General features: G+C 45.9%; 20 protein-coding genes. 8 read left to right on the forward strand and 12 right to left on the reverse strand.

Annotated elements, in window-relative coordinates; genetic code table 11:
• Positions 1 to 174: 174 nt before the first annotated feature.
• From A1OO_RS10110 to A1OO_RS10130, 5 genes are all read left to right on the forward strand, one after another.
• Positions 175 to 741: a PilZ domain-containing protein gene (locus A1OO_RS10110; protein WP_016962368.1), complete on the forward strand. Its 567-nt coding sequence runs from the start codon at positions 175 to 177 to the stop codon at positions 739 to 741.
• Positions 742 to 751: 10 nt separating this feature from the next.
• On the forward strand, positions 752 to 4,216 hold the full coding sequence (mfd, locus tag A1OO_RS10115; RefSeq protein ID WP_016962369.1) for a transcription-repair coupling factor: 3,465 nt from the start codon (positions 752 to 754) through the stop codon (positions 4,214 to 4,216).
• A 36-nt stretch (positions 4,217 to 4,252) separates the two neighbouring features.
• A complete protein-coding gene (locus A1OO_RS10120; RefSeq protein ID WP_016962370.1) occupies positions 4,253 to 5,065 on the forward strand; it encodes a peptidoglycan binding protein CsiV in 813 nt (270 codons plus the stop codon).
• A 97-nt stretch (positions 5,066 to 5,162) separates the two neighbouring features.
• On the forward strand, positions 5,163 to 5,741 hold the full coding sequence (locus A1OO_RS10125) for a GNAT family N-acetyltransferase (protein ID WP_016962371.1): 579 nt from the start codon (positions 5,163 to 5,165) through the stop codon (positions 5,739 to 5,741).
• A 285-nt stretch (positions 5,742 to 6,026) separates the two neighbouring features.
• The gene (locus tag A1OO_RS10130; protein WP_017002948.1) at positions 6,027 to 8,423 is read left to right on the forward strand and encodes a bifunctional diguanylate cyclase/phosphodiesterase; all 2,397 of its coding nucleotides are present in this window, start codon (positions 6,027 to 6,029) and stop codon (positions 8,421 to 8,423) included.
• 41 nt (positions 8,424 to 8,464) lie between these two features.
• Here A1OO_RS10130 and A1OO_RS10135 read toward each other — a convergent pair whose 3' ends face one another.
• From A1OO_RS10135 to hinT, 8 genes are all read right to left on the reverse strand, one after another.
• Positions 8,465 to 9,757: an NAD(P)/FAD-dependent oxidoreductase gene (locus A1OO_RS10135; protein WP_016962373.1), complete on the reverse strand. Its 1,293-nt coding sequence runs from the start codon at positions 9,755 to 9,757 to the stop codon at positions 8,465 to 8,467.
• A 393-nt stretch (positions 9,758 to 10,150) separates the two neighbouring features.
• Positions 10,151 to 10,693, reverse strand: a complete 543-nt coding sequence (gene ycfP, locus A1OO_RS10140) for an alpha/beta hydrolase YcfP (protein ID WP_017002949.1) — start codon at positions 10,691 to 10,693, stop codon at positions 10,151 to 10,153.
• A 137-nt stretch (positions 10,694 to 10,830) separates the two neighbouring features.
• Positions 10,831 to 11,685 (reverse strand): DUF6279 family lipoprotein, encoded by an 855-nt coding sequence (locus tag A1OO_RS10145; protein WP_016962375.1) that lies wholly within the window; start codon positions 11,683 to 11,685, stop codon positions 10,831 to 10,833.
• Positions 11,686 to 11,706: 21 nt separating this feature from the next.
• A complete protein-coding gene (locus A1OO_RS10150; RefSeq protein WP_017002950.1) occupies positions 11,707 to 12,549 on the reverse strand; it encodes a phosphotransferase in 843 nt (280 codons plus the stop codon).
• A gap of 3 nt (positions 12,550 to 12,552) precedes the next feature.
• On the reverse strand, positions 12,553 to 13,143 hold the full coding sequence (gene lpoB, locus A1OO_RS10155) for a penicillin-binding protein activator LpoB (RefSeq protein WP_016962377.1): 591 nt from the start codon (positions 13,141 to 13,143) through the stop codon (positions 12,553 to 12,555).
• Positions 13,144 to 13,176: 33 nt separating this feature from the next.
• Positions 13,177 to 13,563 carry a YcfL family protein gene (locus A1OO_RS10160; protein ID WP_016962378.1) on the reverse strand — a complete coding sequence of 129 codons (387 nt, stop codon included), beginning with the start codon at positions 13,561 to 13,563 and terminating at the stop codon, positions 13,177 to 13,179.
• Positions 13,563 to 15,008, reverse strand: a complete 1,446-nt coding sequence (locus A1OO_RS10165; RefSeq protein ID WP_017002951.1) for a COG3014 family protein — start codon at positions 15,006 to 15,008, stop codon at positions 13,563 to 13,565. Before A1OO_RS10165 ends, A1OO_RS10160 begins: the two co-directional genes overlap by 1 nt.
• Entirely contained in the window at positions 15,008 to 15,358 is a 351-nt protein-coding gene (hinT, locus tag A1OO_RS10170; RefSeq protein WP_016962380.1) for a purine nucleoside phosphoramidase, read from the reverse strand. The genes A1OO_RS10165 and hinT overlap by 1 nt, the downstream gene beginning before the upstream one ends.
• A 440-nt stretch (positions 15,359 to 15,798) precedes the next feature.
• Here hinT and A1OO_RS10175 point away from each other — a divergent pair, with 440 nt between their 5' ends.
• The 3 genes from A1OO_RS10175 (at position 15,799) to A1OO_RS10185 (ending at position 20,210) form a co-directional block, all read left to right on the forward strand.
• On the forward strand, positions 15,799 to 17,802 hold the full coding sequence (locus tag A1OO_RS10175) for a methyl-accepting chemotaxis protein (RefSeq protein WP_016962381.1): 2,004 nt from the start codon (positions 15,799 to 15,801) through the stop codon (positions 17,800 to 17,802).
• A 560-nt stretch (positions 17,803 to 18,362) separates the two neighbouring features.
• On the forward strand, positions 18,363 to 19,238 hold the full coding sequence (locus A1OO_RS10180) for a glycosyl hydrolase family 17 protein (protein WP_016962383.1): 876 nt from the start codon (positions 18,363 to 18,365) through the stop codon (positions 19,236 to 19,238).
• A gap of 66 nt (positions 19,239 to 19,304) precedes the next feature.
• Positions 19,305 to 20,210: a glycosyl hydrolase family 17 protein gene (locus A1OO_RS10185; RefSeq protein ID WP_016962384.1), complete on the forward strand. Its 906-nt coding sequence runs from the start codon at positions 19,305 to 19,307 to the stop codon at positions 20,208 to 20,210.
• A gap of 140 nt (positions 20,211 to 20,350) precedes the next feature.
• Here A1OO_RS10185 and A1OO_RS10190 read toward each other — a convergent pair whose 3' ends face one another.
• From A1OO_RS10190 to A1OO_RS23880, 4 genes are all read right to left on the reverse strand, one after another.
• The gene (locus tag A1OO_RS10190; protein WP_083248057.1) at positions 20,351 to 20,653 is read right to left on the reverse strand and encodes a YkgJ family cysteine cluster protein; all 303 of its coding nucleotides are present in this window, start codon (positions 20,651 to 20,653) and stop codon (positions 20,351 to 20,353) included.
• Positions 20,654 to 20,766: 113 nt separating this feature from the next.
• Positions 20,767 to 21,519 carry a DNA alkylation repair protein gene (locus tag A1OO_RS10200; protein ID WP_017002952.1) on the reverse strand — a complete coding sequence of 251 codons (753 nt, stop codon included), beginning with the start codon at positions 21,517 to 21,519 and terminating at the stop codon, positions 20,767 to 20,769.
• 71 nt (positions 21,520 to 21,590) lie between these two features.
• Positions 21,591 to 21,923 carry a hypothetical protein gene (locus A1OO_RS10205; protein ID WP_017002953.1) on the reverse strand — a complete coding sequence of 111 codons (333 nt, stop codon included), beginning with the start codon at positions 21,921 to 21,923 and terminating at the stop codon, positions 21,591 to 21,593.
• A 61-nt stretch (positions 21,924 to 21,984) separates the two neighbouring features.
• The gene (locus A1OO_RS23880; protein ID WP_347230838.1) at positions 21,985 to 22,233 is read right to left on the reverse strand and encodes a nucleotidyltransferase family protein; all 249 of its coding nucleotides are present in this window, start codon (positions 22,231 to 22,233) and stop codon (positions 21,985 to 21,987) included.
• Between the last annotated feature and the right edge of the window lie 5 nt (positions 22,234 to 22,238).

The raw sequence follows: 22,238 nt of genomic DNA on the forward strand, positions 1-22,238 counted from the left end.
AAATCGTTCCATTCTTCTTAAACCTTTGACCCCATCCGCTCTTGCGAAACAAAACGAAAGCGGCATATACCCGATTTCTTCCCTCAAAACTGGAAACGGCGTTATTCGCGTAGAAACATGCATAATGGGTCAGTTTGGGTATAATCAACAGATTACAAAGCATTAGGATACATCATGAGTCAAGAGCAATACTTTTCCGTGCATGCGCACCTAAAAATCAATGTTGAAGAATTAGGTGACGGCGAGCAGGTGCCTTCAGAGGTAGAGTTTGGTCGTGAAATCCCCGTTGCGTTTCGTATCGCCAGCCAATGTGGCGACATTGACAGTAGCGTCGAAAAGGAAATTCACGCGCTACGCCATGATGATGGCCATGCACTGAGTAAATATCTTATTGCTCAGAATGAAAAAATTAATTTGCTCCTCGGTTTTATGCTGGCTCAACAAGATAATCCAAAACTGCGCTATCAAACCGAAACCTTCGGTGCGAGCAGCCTGACTTTCATTGCAAAGAAAGCTTTTCAAAAAGGCCAACATATTCGCCTTAAACTCTTTCTTGAGAACCCACCCTCAGCAATTTACTGTTACGGTAGCGTTTATGGCTGCAAAGAGAAAAATGGTAAATACGCCGTGGGCATGAAATACATTCGCCTTCAAGAAGAAGACCGAGATGTGCTGATACGTGCTGCATTGCATCAACAGCAGAAACTCCTCCGACAGCGCGCATTAGAACGAGATAATTAAGCCCCGACTCATGACAGACAACGCTTTATTTGATTTGCCTGCACCAACCAAAGCAGGTGACACACGTGTTATTGCCAATCTTCTTGGCGCTTCACTGCCTTTAACCATTGCCAATCTGGCTGACCAGCAGCATAGGTTCATGCTGCTCGTTGTACCAGATAACCAAACGGCCCTTAGATTACAGCCCGAAATCCAACAATTCACCGGGCAAGCGTGCCATGTGTTCCCCGATTGGGAAACGCTGCCTTATGACAATTTCTCGCCGCATCAAGACATTATTTCAGATCGTATCGCACGCCTTTATCAATTGTCCCAGCAAACCGCTGGCATATTGATTATTCCCGTTTCCACTTTGCTGCAACGCGTTATGCCACGCTCCTTCTTGGTTCAACATGCGCTCATGGTGAAAAAAGGCGATGTACTTTCTCTTGAGAAATTGCGCTATAAGCTCGAGCTTTCTGGCTATCGCCACGTTGACCAAGTAATCCAGCACGGCGAATATGCAAGCCGCGGTTCGATACTTGACCTGTTCCCGATGGGCTCAAACCAACCGTATCGTATCGATTTCTTTGATGATGAAATCGACACCATTCGAGAGTTCGATCCTGAGAATCAGCGTTCGACGCAAGAGCTTGAGCACATTAACTTACTTCCCGCTCACGAATTCCCAACCGATGACGACGCCGTTGAGCAATTCCGTGTGCGTTGGCGAGAGCGTTTTGAAGCGCGACGCGAACCCGAATCTATCTATCAACAAGTCAGCAAGAAAACATGGCCCGCAGGTATCGAATACTGGCAACCTTTGTTTTTTGAACAGACAGAAACGCTGTTTGATTATCTGCCTGACGATACGCTACTGCTCACCAAAGGTGACCTAGAAGCTGCAACAAAACAATTCCTGACCGACGCCGAGTATCGTTTCGATCAACGTCGCGTTGATCCGCTTCGCCCTTTGCTTCCGCCGATCGATATTTGGCAAAACGTTGAAGAATTGTTTGGTGCGTTTAAAGCCTACCCCCGTATCAAACTCGACATTGGTACAACAGAGCAAAAAGCAGGTCGGTTTAATGCCCCGGTAAAACTGCTGCCAGAACTGACCGTCAATCAGCAACTCAAAGAGCCATTGGGTACACTGCGTAAGTTCACAGAAGATTTCAAAGGCAAGATTGTGTTCTCAGTGGAAACGGAGGGACGCCGTGAAGCCATGCTGGATCTGCTCGCGCGGATCAAAATTCGCCCACTAGTTTGCACCACATTAGACGAAGCGCTCAATGCGCCAACGCCTTACGCCATGATTGTCGGCCCTGCCGAAATAGGCTTTGTCGCTGAAAGTCCAGATTTTGCGCTCATTTGTGAAAGTAACTTGCTGGGTGAACGCGTCATTCAACAGCGTCGCCGTGGCGATAAAAAAGCCACTACCAACAATGACACCATGATCCGAAATCTAGCAGAATTGCAGATTGGACAGCCAGTTGTTCACCTTGAACACGGTGTTGGGCGCTACTTAGGCTTACAAACACTCGAAGCGGGTGGCATTGAAACCGAATACGTCACGTTGGAATACCAGCAAGGCGCGAAACTTTACGTGCCTGTCGCTTCATTGCACCTGATCAGCCGCTACAGTGGTGGTGCAGAAGAAACCGCCCCACTGCATCGCCTTGGTGGCGAAGTATGGGAAAAAGCACGGAAAAAAGCAGCAGAGAAAGTCAGAGATGTCGCCGCAGAGCTTCTCGATGTTTATGCCAAGCGCGCGACCAAAGTCGGTTTTGCCTTTAAACATGATCGTGAAGCCTATTTAGATTTCTGTACCGGCTTCCCGTTTGAAGAAACGCCCGATCAAACCCAAGCGATAAATGCTGTTTTATCAGACATGTGCCAACCTCTTGCCATGGATCGCTTAGTGTGTGGTGATGTCGGCTTTGGTAAAACCGAAGTCGCAATGCGCGCAACTTTCCTCGCCGTAAATAACGCCAAACAAGTCGCTATTCTCGTGCCGACTACCCTGCTCGCTCAGCAGCATTTTGAAAACTTCCGTGACCGCTTCGCTAACCAGCCCGTTCGTGTCGAAGTGCTTTCACGCTTTAAATCCGCGAAAGAGCAAAAAGCGATCATGGCAGATTGTGCAGAAGGTAAAGTCGACATCTTGATCGGCACACACAAGCTCCTACAAAGTGATGTGAAATATAACGATCTGGGTTTACTGATTGTCGATGAAGAACATCGATTCGGTGTACGTCAAAAAGAAAAAGTGAAAGCGATGCGCGCAGATGTCGATATCTTAACGCTCACCGCCACGCCAATCCCTCGCACCTTAAACATGGCCATGAGCGGCATGCGTGATTTGTCGATCATCGCCACACCACCGTCACGCCGACTGGCGATCAAAACCTTTGTTCGTGAGCGGGACAATGCCACGATCAGAGAATCACTGCTTCGCGAAATCATGCGTGGTGGCCAAGTTTATTTCCTTCACAATGATGTCGACAGTATTGAAAAAACCGCCGACGAACTTGCAGAACTCGTACCAGAAGCACGCATTACCGTGGCACATGGGCAAATGCGTGAACGCGAACTCGAGCGCATCATGTCGGATTTCTACCACCAGCGTTTCAATGTATTGGTGTGTACCACCATCATCGAAACGGGTATTGACGTCCCGACAGCGAACACCATTTTGATGGATCGCGCAGACCGTTTAGGCCTCGCGCAGTTGCACCAATTGCGCGGGCGTGTCGGTCGTTCACACCATCAGGCCTATGCTTACCTGCTCACCCCGCATCCAAAACGCATGACGAAAGATGCTGTTAAGCGTCTTGAAGCCATTTCATCGTTGGAAGATTTGGGCGCTGGTTTCACCTTGGCAACCCATGATTTAGAAATTCGTGGGGCAGGTGAATTACTGGGCGAAGAACAAAGCGGACAAATTCACTCGGTAGGTTTCACGCTATACATGGAGATGCTGGAGCAAGCGGTAGAAGCACTCAAAGATGGCAAAGAACCGTCTTTAGAAGATTTGCTGAACCAACAAACCGATGTTGAATTACGCCTACCTGCGTTACTACCCGACAGCTATATTCCTGATATCAATACCCGACTGTCGCTTTACAAGCGAATTGCAGGCACACGCTCTCAGGATGACGTTGAAGAATTGCGCGTTGAACTGATCGACCGTTTTGGTCTTCTACCGGATGCCGCATCGAACCTATTAAAGGTGCAGCAAATCAAACTAGATGCAGCGAAACTGGGTGTACGTAAGATAGATGCCCACGACAAAGGCGGTGTGATCGAGTTTAACCAAAACGCCCAAATTGATCCCGGCTTCCTAGTGGGTCTGTTACAATCGCACCCAACTCGATATCGCTTCGACGGACCTACCAAGCTCAAAATTGTCGAATCATTGACTGATCGCAGAGCACGGGTCGAGTTTGTCGAAACACTACTGATTCAATTTGCTGACAACCTATTGGTCGCCTGAGAACAGGCGACGAGATGCTATTAACGGAGTAATGCTTTGAAAAAGCTAATTTTCCTGCTGCTGTGCACCATTAGCTGGCCATCAATCGCAGAACGTTGGTTTGACGTTGAAGTGATTGTATTTAAACGCAACCAGAGCCCTGATAACGTTCAGGAAAACTGGCCGGATTCGCAACCTAACATCAATTTCTCTAATGCGGTTTCTGTGTTCGACTCGGCCACACTATCAGCAAGAGGGATCCAATTGCTGCCAAAGAGTGATTGGCAATTGAATGCGGAATACAACAGATTAGCCAATCATGCTGGTTTCAAACCTCTCTTGCATACCGCTTGGCGTCAGAATGACGGCAGCAAGAATGCCATGCCAAAATTGCGTTTCACCGCAGGCAAAAACTATGGCAAGGAATACTACACTGATGGCACAGCCAAAGATGCGCCGCTAAACACCACTACTGGCTACGCGGGCGAAGAAAAACAAAGCGGCTCGATGTATGAGCTAGACGGTTTTATTCGTGTTTACGTTCAGCACTATCTGTTCATTGAAACCGACCTCGTGCTTCGCGAGCCTGGTGAGCGAAAAGTCCTGCAAGATGTCAACGAAGTGGCTGCACCGCTAGCAAACCAGCCAGAAACTGAGTTGGACGGCATCATGACTGATGGCACTCAAATCACCGAAACGGGTGATACTAGCCAATTCGCTGGCTTCCAGAAGCTTGAGCGTACTTATGCAATTGAAAAATATCTCAAGCCCTATTCCTTCGAGCAAAAGCGCAGAATGCGCAGTGGTGAAATCCACTACCTTGATCACCCACTTATGGGACTGATTATTCAAGTTACTCGCGCCGAATAAACACCGTTAACAACGCCCTCTCATGAGGGCGTTGTTTTAAAGCACCAATCTATACTGATCTATCTCTGCTTTAACTTGGACTCCCCATTGACCATAGATGACTGCGGTATACACCATGCAAGCTAACTTGGAATTTCAAACAGAGCGCCTTCTTCTGCGTGCGCTAAATCGAATCGATGTCATTGCTTTGCGCGATGCGATTAGCCAATCTTCAGATACCGTGGGGCCTTGGCTTGATTGGTGCCATGAAGGGTTTGATGATTTAGATGCTGAAGCTTGGATAAACCGAAGCCGTCAAGGTTGGCTCACGGGCAGCAGCTTCGAACTGGCTGCATTTGAAATAGAGACAGGCACTCTCGTTGGTTGCATTTACATCTCGAGCATAGACAGCGTCGCGAACATGGCAAATTTAGGATATTGGATAGCGACCGCTTCTCAAGGCCGAGGCTATGCACATGAAGCCTCTGAAATTGCTGCAACCCTCGCCTTTAGCCATTTGTTGTTAACCCGACTCGAACTCGTGATGGACCCTGCTAACCAAGCCAGTATCCGTATTGCAGAAAAGCTTGGGGCGACTTACGAATGCAAAGCGAGAAATCGTTACATGTATGACGGGTCGCCTAAAGAAGGCTTGGTGTATAGCTTGATACCCGAAGACATTTTGCGTTCTCACTAAATCTCATTTGCGCTTTAACCTTCTATCGTGCCAATCAACATATCCCCATCTATTAATATCTAAGGATTCTCGGGCATTGCGCTTCATCGCAACTTCTCACTACAACGTCCAAAGCGTGATACATCGCCCCCTCCAGGATTATTTCCAATACATTGATTTATATAAATAAAAAATAGAAGAATGGAAAAGTGGAAAACGCTGTCACGTAACTGAAATCATATCTGAACGAAACTGTCACAGTGATTCTTATAATTGAGAGTATCAGCACCACTTGGTTCATGTTCGATGAAAAATATATTCTCTAAAAAGCTTCACTGGATCATCTGCGCTATCGGCACCGTTATCGCCATATGCAGTGGCATTTCAGTCAACTATCTTGAAGCCGAAAAACGTCAAAGTACGTTCAATACATTGATAGAGCAAAAGCTCAAAGTACTCGAGAAAGCGTTTTTCTCCTTTAATGAACTGCAGTTAACCGCACAGTTGTACTTCCAGAGCAGTGAAAGTCTAGATAAAGAAAAATTCCAGCAATTCCTTGCCAGCAGCACCCGAGAAGGGTCTGGCATTCATTCGGTTTTCTGGCTTCCGAAGGTGGCCAAGGTTTCCAGCTCCCAATTTGAAGACCAAGTGATAAACACAGAAGGCCAAAGTTACGTCGGGTACAAACTGTTCCCCCAAACCACCGACAATTGTTCATGGTCTCTGAACGATTTCACCTTCCCAGTGTTGTATGTGTCACCGCAAAATCAGGCAGAAAACTACATAGGTTGGCGAGCAGAATCTACGTGTCAATTTGCTTATGCGATGGAAAGAGCTTTCTTTCAGCGACGACCTGAAGCCAGTTTTTTTGTTCAGGACACGGGAAGCGGTGTTCGTCTTTTTTCCGCGGTAATGAACAACGAGAAACTACGTGGCTACCTTGTTACTTCCATCTACTTTGATTCATTCTTTGCCGCCATCTGGCCTGACTATAAGACACTCGATAATCTACATATTTCGGTGATGCCTCAATTTAGCGCTAAAGGTGACGCATCTTCGCTTCTCTTTTCATCCGGCGATGAGTCAACATCATCTCCGGATGTTCATACCGAAACCGTGCGTCATTTGGTTAAAATCCCCGGCAGTGAAGAGGGACTTTGGATTGCCTTCGCACATACCAATCAGAACTTCATGGGGTATCGATACAGCATTATCATGACAGTACTTGGTATCCTATTAACGTTTGCGACGAGTGTTTGTGTATGGTCGTATTCCAGCCGGCTTGAACTGGCAAATCGATTGGTTAAGGAGCAAACCAAAAAGCTGCGTTTTCAGGCCTATCACGATAACCTCACTTCACTCAACAACAGACTCGCACTTGAAAAGAGACTCAAGCAGGAACAATTGCAGCTACAACTTGGTGAAAGTGACGGCTTTTCAATCCTTTTCATCGACCTTGATAGGTTCAAACAGGTGAACGACTCTCTTGGGCATCTTATCGGTGATAAGCTTTTGCAGGCGGTGGCAGAAAGAATTTATTTTGCAACGCCAGAAAAGCATCGCAGTTTCCGTTTTGGTGGGGACGAGTTTGTTGTTTGTTTAAGTGGCATCGTCGACCAAGAAAGCGCCCGTCGTTTCGCCAACACATACCGTGACGCGCTCGATCAGCCCTACATGATTGACGGACATAACATTCAGGTCGGTGCAAGTATCGGCATCTCAAGAATTACCGAATATCGATTTACCTTGTTGGACATTATTCAACAAGCGGATATCGCGATGTATCACGCGAAAGCAAGTGGTGAAGCTATCACCTTTTATAACGAGAAGATGCTCAAGCGCATTCAAACTCGTTTCAATATTGAACAAGAACTCTCTTATGCCATCGATAACAAACAGTTCTCTCTCGTCTTCCAGCCAATATGTAGAGGGGAAAATGTCGCCCATTTTGAGGCACTACTTCGATGGAACCACCCAACGCTTGGCAATATCTCTCCGATGGATTTCATCTCAATTGCCGAAGACACTAACCAAATTCATGCGCTTGGTCGCTGGGTACTGAACAACGTTTGTGGCTTGTTGGCCCAATGGAAAAAAATCGCCGAAAATGATCACTTTCCAGGGATCACGGTGAACGTATCGCCAAAACAACTCAATGACCCTACATTTATTGGCTTCGTTAAGACATTGCTGGAAACACATGCGATACCCCATCAAAAGCTGGGCATTGAGATTACCGAATCCATATTGATGGAAGATGGAAAAACCACTGCTGCGTCGCTATCTGAGCTAAAACATATCGGAATACGCCTTTATCTTGACGACTTCGGCACTGGGTACTCGTCTCTCGCGGTGCTACAACAATATGCATTTGATGTATTGAAGATAGACAGGCACTTTATTACCAGCATCCACGGAGAAGAAGATAAATCATCCACCTTATGTGCCGCTATTATCCAGTTGTCGCGAGTATTGGGACTAGAGGTCGTTGCCGAAGGCGTTGAAACTGACGAACAGTTGACTTGGCTCAACGCGCAAGGCTGTGAGTATATCCAAGGCTACATTAAATCCAAACCATTGCCTGTTGAAAAATTATCCGCATGGCACCCAGCATGCCAAGCAATAGAACCTAGCAGTCTAAAAATCAGTCGCCCAACACACCCACGCTTAACATCGCTGAACCCAGCCAACAATCAGGTATAATAAAAGCGGCTAATCAGCCGCTTAATATTCAATATTAGATTTTAGTGCAGTTTCAACGACGGTCGAAGCACGCGGTTAATTCGACTCACAACCATCATCAATCCGGTTTTTAACACCCCATGAAGCGCGATTTGATGCATGCGATATAGCGAAATGTATACCAGACGCGCAAGCCGCCCCTCAACCATCATTGAGCCACTAGTCAGGTTACCCATCAAGCTACCCACGGTAGAAAAACGACTGAGTGACACTAAAGACCCATGATCTTTGTAGATATAAGGTTTCAACTCACGGTCGGTGATTTTCGCTACGATGTTTGAGAAACAACGACTGGCCATCTGGTGCGCTGACTGAGCGCGCGGAGGCACCATGGTGCCATCAGCTTGCTCGCATGCTGCACAATCCCCTAACACGAAGATATCGTCGTCACGCGTAGTTTGCAGTGTAGGTTTCACCACTAACTGATTAATACGGTTAGTTTCAAGCCCTGCGATCTCTTTCAGAAAATCTGGCGCTTTAATGCCTGCTGCCCATACCATGATTTGCGCTGAGATCTTGTCGCCATCTTTGGTCGTCAAACCATCTTCTTCCGCTTTCACAACCATGGTCGCGGTGCGCACATTTACACCTAACTTGATCAATTCTTGCTGCGCTGCACCTGAAATCCGCGGTGGCAATGCAGGAAGAATGCGCTCGCCCGCCTCCACCAAGGTCACGTTCAGCTTAGAACTGTCTAAGTCTTTGAAACCATAGTTGTGCAGTTCTTTAATCGCATTGTGAAGTTCTGCTGAGAGCTCAACACCCGTCGCGCCACCACCAACAATCGCGATATCCACAGAGCCATTGCCAGATTTTGCATGAAGTTTTAAGAACTCGTTGTTCATTTCATTTCGGAAACGACGTGCTTGTTCTGGGCTGTCTAGGAAAATGCAGTGATCACGAACACCTTCCGTGTTGAAGTCATTGGATGTAGAGCCAATCGCCATCACAAGAATGTCATAACTTAACTCACGCTCAGGCATCAACAGTTCGCCATCTTCGTCATCGTGCAACGCTGCCAATTGAATGGTTTTATTGTCACGATCGATGTTAGCCAAACTGCCTAACTGAAAGTCAAAGTAATGGTTTCTCGCGTGTGCACGATAGCTGATCGCATCCACGCCTTCATCCAATGAACCAGTCGCTACTTCATGCAACAGAGGCTTCCATAAATGGCTTGCCTTACGATCAACAAGAGTGACCTTGGCGCGTCCCTTACGTCCAAGTGTGCGGCCTAGTTTGGTTGCCAATTCCAGGCCACCGGCACCGCCACCGACTACGATAATTTTGGTCACGATTACTTCCTCACCATGATTTTAATACGAAAAAATTGTGCTACATCCCGCGTTAGTGACGCGTGATGAAAGAAAAGGTGTATGTAGGAGGTGAGGTAAAATCTTGATCGCATGAGGTGGTGTGAGTAACAGATTTTTTATTCATTTTGGTTCTGTTCTCGCGCTATTTGTTTTTAGTGTTTTGCGCTCAACGTCACGATCAATAAGTCGAATCCATTATACAGATCACTTGATCTCAATCAATTTTTATATCTGTGAATGCATGCCAAATGCAGTGAAAACGTTCAATTCAGTTGGGATTAACGATGTTTGATAACGTGATGAAAACACAAAGGACATGAGCTGTAACAACTCATGTCCTTTGTGTGAATGTCCCAAAAGTAAACCTGAATATTAAGCTTGCTCTTTAAACGCTTTTATTGCCTGAAGATGATGAGAAATGCTCTTGAATTTGTGCCCCTGCACTTCATCCCAAATAATTTCATAATATGGACTAAGTGTGGATTTGCTGCGTGAATTATCCAGTAACTCGTCGTTTGTCGATAAAACGACTAAACAACGACCTGCATTTTTAACACGGAAATCTTCAACACATTTTGTGCCGATATCAGCATACTCTTCGGGCCTATCAATTCGGCCTTCCATGTTCTCTTGTGGGAACAGGTTTGGGTTGAATATCACCTGCTTTAAACCAGTAAGAAAACCAATACGTTCAGACCAATAACCACCAAGACCCACGCCGCATATTATCGGATGCTTGTCGTCAGACAGTTCAATGTGCTTGCTGACTTCTTTGAGCAAATGCTGCATATCGTGTTTGGGATGAAGTGTGCTGTAGCTAATGAAACGAACATCTGGGTCAATGAACTGAAGTTGCATGACCTTTTCGTGGTTTCCTGGGCTTGTTGAATCAAAGCCATGAAGATAGATAATCACTGAAACTCCTTCTCACACTCGTATGGCAAACGCCAGTTTCTGCCTTGCTGATATCACAATCTATCACGCATTCACACACATTAGTTAAGGTTAAAGATCAAAGCCTCGAGAGGGTCAATAAATTCGTCATGCATTGGTTAAGGTTTCGTCACGCTGGCAATATCATCACTGAGCGAAGTCAATTTTTCCCTTAACGCCTTCCGCTGCTTATCGGTGAGATTACGATCGATTCGCTGAAGCAATTCATAACGTCGACCTATATAGATAGCCATATCATTCTTATATTCATCACTCTGAAAATGTATCAGCCGAGTGAAATAGGCATTGAGCCGCTGCGCTAGATCTGGTGCTTTTCGGTTGGTGATAATATTGGCGAATTCCGCCACCAGCTCGTCACGAATGTCATAAAACACCGGACGCATTTCTATCTGATAGGTTGCCATTTCAAGCAACTGAAGCTGTTGCTTTTTGTTGACCGTATCAACCCAAAATTCCGCACGCTCCACTAAGCGATCTTGTCGCCGCTCTCGTTGTTCTCCCAACGTTCCCTTCTTCGCTTCTTCGACGCCTTCGTCAATTTTGTCATTCATTGTGCTCAGCCACTGAGCGGCCTGCTCATCACTCAATGAACGAATAAGATTAACGAGCGCAGGCGTTAAGCCTTCTACTGATGCATTGACCCTTTCATTCGCGCGCTGATGGTATGCGCCTATCTGCGAATAAGACAGCGGCTTGACCGTGTCGCGCCTCAGTTGATTCAGTAATGCTTGAATTTGTGGCAATTCAGTCTGACGGTGCCATTCATGGAAAGCGTCCAGATCTTGATCGAGCTGTTTTTGCTGAGAAGATGTCATGTCCACATAGTCAGACAGATAGTAGTCAATCCAAAACGGCAGCGTGTTGTAGGCAAACTGATTGGTACAGGCAGCAAGAGAAAACGCAGCAAGAGCAGCGAAAAACAGATTTCGGATTGGATGATGTCGTCGTTTCATCTGTACCTCTTTGGTGCGCGTTTACTGTAATAGACTGTCTTTCAATACAGAGGTAAAACACAACGCTCGGTCTTGATAAAGGGGCTGTCCATATAATTGGTAGCCCAGTGAAAACCACAGTACGCCTAGATAATATGCCACAGGTAGCCAGCGGGCACAGGTTTCCTGCCATAGCGCCACGTTATCCATACGTCGTATTCGACAATAATGATTCACCAAGGTTTCAAGTTCGATATCATTGGCAAGCGAAGTCATCACCAAATCTAGAGCAGGATCGCCTAATGCTGCGTATTCCCAATCAATAATTTTTAGTTCACCTGCTGGGCATTTAATCAGATTGTAATAGCCCAAATCGTAATGACAGGTAGTCAGCGCAAGTTCACTTTTGAATGCATGATGCTGAAAGTGACAATGAATAGCCTTGATGTCGTCTGAAATCAACGTGGGGGAAAGATGACTGAAGTAGTGGAGACCTTTCTCAAAGGGGTCGAATCGATTGGCTAGCAGCGGGAGATCGTGGACCTTTGCCTGCAATATTGCTATTGAATCCAGCGCAATGCCATCAAGCACCTCACCTTGTACCCAAGCATTAAGCAAACCATCCGAATACAGCGCGATGGGCGATGCGGCAAGCCCACTTTCGGACGCAATCAGCAGAGCGTCATGCTCATGCTGACGGCTCAAACCAAACACCTTGGTGGCTTCGCTTTTTGGCCGCCAAACAAACTGCCGACCATCTGACGCAGAAAGTTTCATACAACGGTTACTCAGACCACCATCAAGCAATTGGGCGTCGTGAATAATAAAATCAGGCCGCAGTCTTTGAATAACTGCGACCTTTTCTTGTTCAGCGTAAAGCGACAAGGACTACCATCCAATCAAAGACTTTGACTGTTTTTTACGGATTTCTGTCTCGTCAGCCCATTCGATCAAGCCAGACTCAAGATCCATCAAACGCATGGTCATCTTGTAATAAACATCTTGGTCGCTACCCGCGCTCTTATTGATGCTTGATAGATTGCCGTACAGCATGTATTGCGCGCCGACCATTTTACCAAACTGAATCGCCGTACCTGGGTTTACCAGAGCATCGTTATTCTGGAAATCAAGCTGGTCACGAACCGCTTCAACACGGGTCATATCAACAAAACGGAACTTGCCCGACTTCAACATACGCGTGCTGATAGAATCAGTGATGGATTCCGTGTCGATGTGCTCGGCCGTTTTGTTCTTAATAGATTCGACAAACACAATCGGTCGGCTATCACGCGTAATCGCTGCAACCGCACCAGAAGTCAGCATGCTGTCTGTCATTTCTACAGCGATTTTTTGCAGATCTGTCGAACCAAACTCAATGGTGGTTGTTTCCACTTCTTGAGCATCACCGTAGCTCACCTTTTGTGAACACCCACCCATGATGAGTGCAACACCCATCAGCGCAATCACGCTTTTATTCATTCTACTTACCTGTCAATTTGATTAATGGACGTTTCACTGCACGTTACGCAGTGACACGCGAAAATTCTTCGCATCAGGGTTCAATGCCACACCTTGAAGTGTGATCGAATCACCACCGTAAATGGTGAACTGTCGCCACGGCGATTTACCGCTGTCGACTTCCAAGCCTTGTGCGTCATACCAGTTAAAACGGTATTGAAGATTCTGAGCATCACCGCTTTTGTTGGTCACCTTTACCTGTGCCAATAAGCGCTCGTTCACTTCGCTGGTTTTAGCATTGCCAAATTCCAGTGATTTACCCAGCACAGCGTTACCCAAAACCACATTCTGGTTACTGCTATCTATGCTGATTCCGGATGTATTAGCTGCACACCCTGACAATACTAACGCCGCTGATAGCAACATCACCGCATATCGCATCATATTCCTCCTAAAATCCCTTGCCAATGAACCACTTTCCCACCTTGTCGGGACAGCCATACCAAGGTTGTTTTACCCGGTTGAAGCGAGACTTCGATAGATTGACCATCAACCGTCATAGCATGTTTGCCGGCCGAATACATGCCACTGTATACACCCGCACTTTCAGGCAACGTTTGCCAACTGCGCGTATCCGGTTGCTCACTCAACACATTAAAAATGTTGGCGACCAAATTGCCAACACCACTTTCGTCCTTTTCAGACAGAGACTTGCGCATTTCGTTTTTCGCCACAACCCGCAAAATCTGTCGAACACTCATTGCAGGCATCGCTTCATTCAAGGCTTGTTGAGCCATGGCATTTACATTGACCACCGCCTCTGGCATCACATCTGATTCATCAATGTGAAATGACTTCTGAGGCCTAGCACTAAAAGAAGTGTAATACGGAAGTGCCAAGCTGTAGGTTTCTAGGTTGCCATTTCGGTCTGAAAACCAGATAGGTAAACGCCAATCCTGACGAGCATTAACAATACCTTGCTCATTAATCACCACGAGTTGAGATTGGCTATTCAAAGGCCGTTGGTATTTCCCATAACGTTGTTCAAGCAGTTTAAGGTCGTTTTTACGCCCCTGCTTGAACGCAACACGCATAGCGGCACTGGCGACAAATTGATTGTCAGGTGCAACTGCCAACGCTCGGCTGAAATCAATGAACGCGCCGTTAAGGCTCCCTTCCGCTTCATACAACAATGCTGACAGATAAAAAAGATACCCATTTTGCACTGCACCAAGCATTGAGCCAGCATCAGGATAGCGAGATAACACTGCGCCAACATTATCAGAAATGCCGTTTTTCTGGGCCGAAGCCGTCGCATTCTTCAATTCTGACTCTCGAAGTTTACGCGCGTCTTCTTGAACCTGATTAGCACGACGAGCTTCCACCAACGCTGCCGTTAAATCACCTTGCTGCACATAGCCCAGCATCATATACAGATGCAAGAACCCCAGCTCGTAATCCGGCGGTGAATACGTCAACATATTGTCGTTGGTCAGCAGTGACCCCGCTTGATTAAACCCTTCAGAAATTTGAATCATCGCTTGCTGTTGTTGCTCTCTCGCCGCGAGATCTGCTTGGTCAAATCCACCTTTACTAGCAGCACTATCCCCTGCGAGCAAGGCCAATCGACCGCGCTCCATACCATCCAACAGTTCACCATCGACGGACTCTGGCAGGGTTTCCAACGCTTGCGCATATTCCCCTTGAGAAGCCAATAAATGAGTTTGCTTTAAGCCGGCAGAGTAATGACTGAACAAGCCTTGGACTGACAAATTGGCACAGCCAATTAGCCCAACACTTAGTAGGCCAACCAAAATATGTTTTTTATTCAATGCGCTAAGAGCCCTGAGCAATACGACAGGGGCTTGCAAAATTCGATGATTCATTAGCCGAGAAGCAACGGGCCTAATGGACGACCGCCTAGTAGGTGCATATGAATATGATACACCTCCTGACCACCGTGATTATTACAGTTCATGATGAGGCGATAGCCATTTTCAGCAATGCCTTCTTCTTCTGCTAGCTTGCGAGCCACGGTAAACATACGACCCATTGCCGCTTCGTCATCCGCTTCGATATCGTTCACGGTTGGGATCAGTTTGTTTGGGATAATAAGCATATGGCTTGGCGCGCGGGGATTGATGTCACGGAAGGCAGTAACAAGATCGTCCTGATAAACGATGTCTGCTGGGATTTCCCTACGGATAATTTTACTGAATATTGTTTCTTCAGCCACGGGCAGCTCCAAATGAATGATTTCATGAAGATGTCAGTATGCTAGAGACAAACACATTGAGCAATAATGAACAGTGTTTTTATCCAATTCAATCGAGGCGTCTGTCCCGATTTTTACTTTTCGTTACAAAACGGCGTGATTTGATGATGGGTAGCTAAATGCACCTATCAATCATCAGTCACTTATTAACCACTTTCTCAACAAATTTGCGTCGCACTTCAAAGACTCGAAATGCCGACACATTTTAATCATAAAGTTTTTGAAATACTTGCGGATGATAAGAATAGCGATGTGTTAGAAGTCATCAATCAACTTTTTTAGTAATGGAAGAAAGTATGGTTAGCGACCATCAATCACCTTCTGTTGTAACACTTTAGCGGCTCGCAATGTTGGGCAGCATTTCTGGGAGACATTAGCCTGTGGCTAGTGGGAGGAAACAAATGGCTAAAAAACGACAGAGTTCTGTCATTCGTCGAATGTATGCAGGTTTCGCGGTACTGGCCGTCAGCTTAATCGCAACCAATACATTGAACCTAAACAGTTCTCAAAATATTCACGAACAACTCGAGGTCGTCACTTCGAAAGCCTTGCCCTTAGTTTCAATGTCGAACGAAGCCAGCGTTAGCCTTCTCGCCGCAGACAAGGTTTTTAAAGACTACCTAACCAGTGGCAATAAAACCGATAGTCAGCAAGTGCTCGACAAATTTGAAGCCGCCAGACAAAAATTCGGTGTGGCACTGGGTAACCTGTATCAAGCAACCTCAAGCCAACAAGGATTGGGCGACCAACTCGAAACTCTACGTGAGATTGAAAAACGCTACTTTGCTGAAGCGTCCCTGGCTATGAGTAACTTTCAGCGCCAACAAGCGGCAAAAGAAAACGGTATAAAAGCGGCACGACAATTCCAGCGAATGAACACAGCCCTTGCGCTTGGTATGCAAGACTTTGTCGCAAACAATGGTTCAACCACCCTAAAGATCATTTCAAAAACGTACTTCAAGAAACTACAAGAAACTGAAACTCATACCTCAGATGCGCTAGCAAGTAACAAGTTAAACGATGTCACCAAAGCCATTTCAGGCAACAAACGTAGTGTGAAACAGCTCAACTACTCGTTCAAATCCCTGACATCTCAATTGCCAGATCTCAAGGAGAAATTCCAAAAAGACCTCGATGCGTTTACTTATGACGTCAGCCGTGAAGGCGGCGTGTTGGATCAACATTATGCCTATTTGGTGGCAACCAATGAGCTTTACGACAACATCGGTAACTTAGCCCTTGAAGTTGATAATGCCATGTCCATTCTCGACCAATTTCGTGAACAAGCCGACGGCGTAATGCTCTCTTCTATCGAACAGGCCAACGCTTCGTTCCAAAATGGCGTACGACAAACCATCTTTATCGGTGTGTTGATTCTAGCTATTACCTTCTTTATCGGCTGGCATATTGCCCGAAGCGTTCGTAAACCACTGAGCAGCACGCTAGCCGTTCTAGAAGCCATCACTGAAGGCGACATGACCCAACGCATCGAAGTGAAAGAACACAATGAGTTTGGCCAATTAGCGGATCACATCAATACCTTGGCGGCGAACCTTCAAGGCATCTTGAAACAACTGAGGGATGCGGCAGAAGATCAAGCGCAAGTGGCGGCGGAGAACCAATCCACCACCCAAACAGCCAAGGCACAACTCAACGAGCAACGCCAACAAACTACGGCCGTTGCGGCAGCGATGACACAAATGGAACACTCCGTTCGAGATGTGGCAAGTAGCGCGCAACAAACCATGGACAAAGTGATGGAAGTGAGTGATGCCGCTGCGAAAGGTCGTGAAATCATGACGCGCAGTATCAGCACCACTCACCAGCTTTCAACTCGCTTAGATGACTCGGTGAACGTCGTTTCTTCTTTGCAAGAGATGACATCCAATATCGAAACCATCTTGGATGTGATCAGCAACATTGCTGACCAAACTAACTTGTTGGCCCTTAACGCCGCCATTGAAGCAGCGCGAGCCGGTGAGCAAGGGCGAGGCTTTGCCGTTGTTGCCGATGAAGTACGTGTGCTTGCTAAACGAACATCAGACTCCACGTCTGAAATCGAAGAGATGATTAGCAAGCTACAAACACAATCAAGTGAAGCCGTCGCCGTCATGCAGGAATGTGTCGATGAGATGAGCCACAGCGTGACACAGGCTTCAGATGCTAACTCTGCCATGGAAGAAATTGAATCTATCATCATGATGATCAGTGACATGAGTAGCCAGATTGCACAAGCTGCAACAGAGCAGCGCACGACATCTGCAGATATCGCACGTAACGTGGAACACATCAGCTTCATTGCCGATAGCAGTTACAGCGCCATGCAAAACGTTGCGGGGGCCAGTGAGCGATTAGATAAACAAGCCGTTAGCCAGAATGAACTGGTGCATAAGTTTACGGTGTAGCATTTCTGGCGGGCATGGAAACGTGCCCGTTCTTTTCGCATTAAATTCCCTTTCTCCCCTTTCATTGAAATAAATTGAACTGTCTGCCATTCATCTCAACAACTTCGTTCACACACTAAACAAATACAAGTCCAATATTCGCGTTAGCCAATCTCAACTTTGTATAGATACCTCATCATTTCGGTCAGTTAGCTGTGCATAGAAACCCGCTATTTTTGATGATTTTCTAAGCGCTTTTCTGCATAAAATTCACCGCTGCACCGCCACAATTAACTCTATGTTTTTCAAGCATTTTCACCAATACATATGCGCCCAAACACTTACCAGCAAAAGTTAACATCAATAAAACAACAAATGTGATCCATGTTTACCTTCGCAATATTGTTGGTTGTGTTATGTGCAGCTTGTGGCAAAAATCAAAAAGAAAGCGCTTTCTTTTGCTGTTCTAATGCAACACGTTGAATTGCTCATAAGATGAAATCTGCGCGTAAAAAAACATAAGTCGCTGAATAATAATGCGATATAACAGTAGGATAGCGATATCCAGAGGGAGTCAGACAGTGTCCAGCAGAATCAGCCACCTTTCGTATCACAACGGCGATGGGTTAATTGAGTTGAAAAAGAAAACGCGCCAGATCGTGGATAACAAAATTCATGGTATTTCCTTCAGTCCATACATCGATGGACAAGGTCCGGGTTCTGAGATCAGCGAAGCGCAGATCCACGAAAGATTGAAAATTATTGTTCCCCATGTGAATTGGGTGCGTTCATTTTCCTGCACGGAAGGACACGAGAACATTCCCAAGATCGCCAAAGAATATGGTCTAAAAACCATGGTCGGCGTATGGATTGATCACGACAAAGAAAAGAACGAAATTGAATTTATTAACGCGATTGAAGTAGCGAAAGCGGGTCATGTTGATGTTTTAGCCATCGGCAATGAAGTGTTGTTGCGCGGTGACCTGTCAGAAGACGATTTGATTGATTACATCAACCGTGCAAAAGAAGCACTGCCCAATGTAGAAGTGGGATATGTCGACGCCTACTTCCTGTTTGAAAACCACCCCCGCGTGACTGACGCTTGTCAGGTGGTCATGACCAATTGCTACCCTTTCTGGGAAGGCTGTCCGGCAGACTTTGCTGTGCCTTACATGAAAGAGATGTACCACCGCGCAATGAAAGTTGGAAATGGCAAACGCGTCATTGTCTCTGAGACAGGTTGGCCAAATCAAGGTGTCGCTGAACGTGGCGCCATTCCATCCGAAATGAATGCAATGAAATACTTTATCGACACCTTTGCTTGGGCAGAGGAAGAAAACATCGAAGTCTTCTATTTCTCATCTTTTGACGAAGCATGGAAAGTTGAAGACGAAGGTGCAGTCGGTGCCTATTGGGGGCTTTGGGACAAAGACGGCAATTTTAAGTACAACGCTTAATCAATGCATTCTCCGAATCGTCTTGTTCTATCTAACTATAAGTAATAAGAGAAAAGGTAAAATGCTATGGAATACAGAAACGCTATTTGTTATTCAGGATATCGTGAAGGGCAAAACCCGCGCGAAGGGATTTACCCGTCGTATAACCAAGTGAAGGAAGACTTGTTAATTCTCTCAAAGAACTGGTCTGCCCTACGCCTTTATGACTGCAGCACACATGCGCGCTTAGTCTTAGATGTTATTCAAAACGAAGGTCTGGATTTTAAAGTCATGCTGGGCGCAGATGTCGCCGCAGAGATGAATAATCCAGGTTGCCCTTGGGGAGCGCAATTCAGCGAAGAAGAATTGCAAGCAAACCGCGAAGCCAACGAGCAAGAGATTGAACGACTGATCGATCTTGCTAACGCTTACCCAGATACCGTTGGCTACGTGTCTGTCGGCAATGAGGCGAGCGTCGAGTGGACAGACCATTTGATTTCAGTAGAGAAGCTGGTTGAACACGTAAAGCGTGTGAAAGCTGAAATTTCACAGCCTGTCACTTTCTGCGAAAACTATGTTCCTTGGACATACAAACTGGATGAGCTAGTTGCAGAGTTGGATTTTATCTCCCTGCACACTTATCCGGTTTGGGAATACAAAACCATCGATGATGCGCTGGGATACACAAAGGATAACTACTTTGCTGTTGCAAACCGCTACCCTGACAAGCCAGTGATCATCACAGAAGCAGGTTGGGCGACTGCCTCTAATGGCCGTGGTATAGAGGCATGGAATGCATCTGAGGAAATTCAAGCCGCTTACTATGAGCAATTATTGGATTGGACACGAAGCGAAAAGATCCTGACTTTCGTGTTTGAAGCTTTCGATGAACCATGGAAAGGCGATGCACACCCTGAAGAGCCTGAGAAGCATTGGGGTTTGTTCAAAGAAGACCGCACGCCTAAGTTGGTCATGCAAGGGCTGTTTGGCTAAATACACGGCTTACAGCTGCAACTAAGCGACATATTAAAATGGGCAGATTATTCTGCCCATTATTTTTGCGCCTGTTTGTTGCGCCTATCAATTCGTGTAATTCGGCTTGGCGTTTAAAACCTGTGCAAAGGACATCGACACTATAGAGAATCCAGTTCTGCCCTTTCGTCTCTGCATTCCCAAGAACCCATTTCAAACTCTCGACAAATCCACGGGCGATTTTCATAAATCGTGCACATATATGTCTCGCGGTCTAATGCTGAACACCAGCCATCATCCAAGCGCAACATCGTTTCACCCCCCCATTTATCGAAAGCAATATGCTCTTCAGGAACGCCCGTGTCAGTGATGATCATGACCTCCAAGCGACAGCAACAAGCTCGACAGTTTGAACAGGAAACTTCGGGGGGATTAACATTCTTAATTGGTATAGTCGTGGACATGGACATGGACATCTTCGTACAACTCAATTACGGCATAATACTCCAAAATCGAGCCCATTTTTCGAAATTCGTGGTTCAGCAGCACTAGTAACAATAAGTGCATGAAAAAATGATTATTTAGTCAGTGCAAGTAACCTCATTCTACTTTCAGCATCTAATTTCTCGATTGCATAGCGAATGGTTGGCCTTGTCATTTTGGCAAAATTGTTCTCGATATATGTGATGACATCATCTTTATGGTGCATAGATGTCACCTTAAGCAACCATCCAACGCTTTTTTGAACAAAAACATCGTCATCGCTAAGTAACAGATCACACTGCTGAAAGATAAGATCTTTATCTAAGCAGTAAACAGACTTACCCACCTTCCGCTTAACAAACTTCACCCAAGCCACATTACTTGCACGTCTACACCAAGATACGTTCGAATGCGCCCATCGCTGTGTTGTCACAATCAAATGCGGCCGAGCTAGCATGAACTGGTAAAGCGTTTTAATGCACAGATCATCGACGTGAGACCAGTTTGACGCGTAGTTTTCTAGCCAAAATTCAAAACGTAATATCAGATCGTCGTCATAATTTTTCTTGACGAGTTTGTTTATCAACCCAAAAGCCACTAACACGTCTTCACTGTACTCTGCGTTTTCTAACAAATACTCAGTAACACACAGTACTTCCGCCGCACTCAACGCCTTATGCTCAACGTGAAAATCATCAATAACACGCTTTATGTCTGATGCAGACGCCCCGATGCAATGAATTCCTTCGGGGAAATAGCGGCGACTTGATTCCGCTTTTTCAGGCGAACTTAAGCATTTGAGCGCCCTCTTTAATTCTTCTACATATGACAGATACGGATTCTTCATTTCTTAAGGGCAAACCATCAAATTAATTCCTAGCAGTAGGCAACATTTTCAGGCTAACGAATGGTCAATACTCAGAGCCTTTCCGCCCATCTGCCATTGTTATCTCTGCTGCAATTCTCTTCCGTATCATATGCGATAAAGTTAGTGCCAACATTGATACCAGCACCAGTCAGACTCTTTTGAATCAGAGCATTAAAGCGTTGAAAATGGTTGCTCTGCTCAAAATCATTTAGGCTACTGTTTGTATCGAATACACAGACCACCTTCAGGCTTTTAGGGAAATTTGAGTAATCCACCAAATGCGTTAACCACTGAAACCCCGCCAATTCTTGAAGTGCGGTGTCACACACATTGGTCAGCACTTCCCTAATCTGATTATCTAATTTTTTGTCGGTTTTACGCATATCTACATCATGACCTTACGCAATTGAAAGAGTTATACCTAAGCAACGTCAACCTGCTTGCTCAGCGAGAGGTTGTTTGGGTATAACACCTCATGATTTTATCTATTTCACCTACCCGGCACTCGTTATTTAGAGGGGTTGGAACAGCTTCTTGATGAAGATGATCCCAGACCAAATTGCGAACAAAACCCGCAGGCAGAAAGCAATGCGCAAGATTGCGATTGTGGACGCAATTGATAGCCTTAACCCTCAACGCATCTTCAGGTATTAGCTTGACTCTTTTCTTCGCAAACAAACGAAACTCACCCAAATGAC

Origin of the sequence: Enterovibrio norvegicus FF-33, assembly GCF_000286835.2 — a bacterium.
In the GTDB taxonomy this organism is placed as follows: domain Bacteria; phylum Pseudomonadota; class Gammaproteobacteria; order Enterobacterales; family Vibrionaceae; genus Enterovibrio; species Enterovibrio norvegicus_A.